The organism is Nocardia rhamnosiphila NBRC 108938 (genome assembly GCF_000720425.1).
Taxonomy (GTDB): Bacteria; Actinomycetota; Actinomycetes; order Mycobacteriales; family Mycobacteriaceae; genus Nocardia; species Nocardia rhamnosiphila.
On the sequence record NZ_JOAJ01000077.1, the window covers coordinates 1 to 268 of the forward strand.

Sequence of the window (268 nt, forward strand, 5' to 3'; positions counted from 1 at the left end):
CAACGCCTCACCGATCACAAACACATGCTCCAGGCTGCGGATGGCTTCCGCCCGAGTATGCGCGGCAAACACACCCAGCATCGACGGCACGAAATCGGTCACCGTCACCCGATGCTCGGCAATAACCCGCGCCAAATACTCGGTATCCCGGTGACCATCCGGCGTCGCCACCACCAAATGCGCACCCGCAGCCAACGGCAGGAAATAACCCCACAAAGACACGTCGAACGTCGTCGCCGTCTTCTGCAGATACACATCCGACGCATCC

General features: G+C 60.4%; 1 protein-coding gene. It reads right to left on the reverse strand.

Features of this window, described 5'->3' with window-relative positions; genetic code table 11:
• A partial coding sequence (locus tag IG75_RS37055) for an AMP-binding protein (protein WP_156061021.1) occupies positions 1 to 268 on the reverse strand: 268 nt, incomplete at both ends.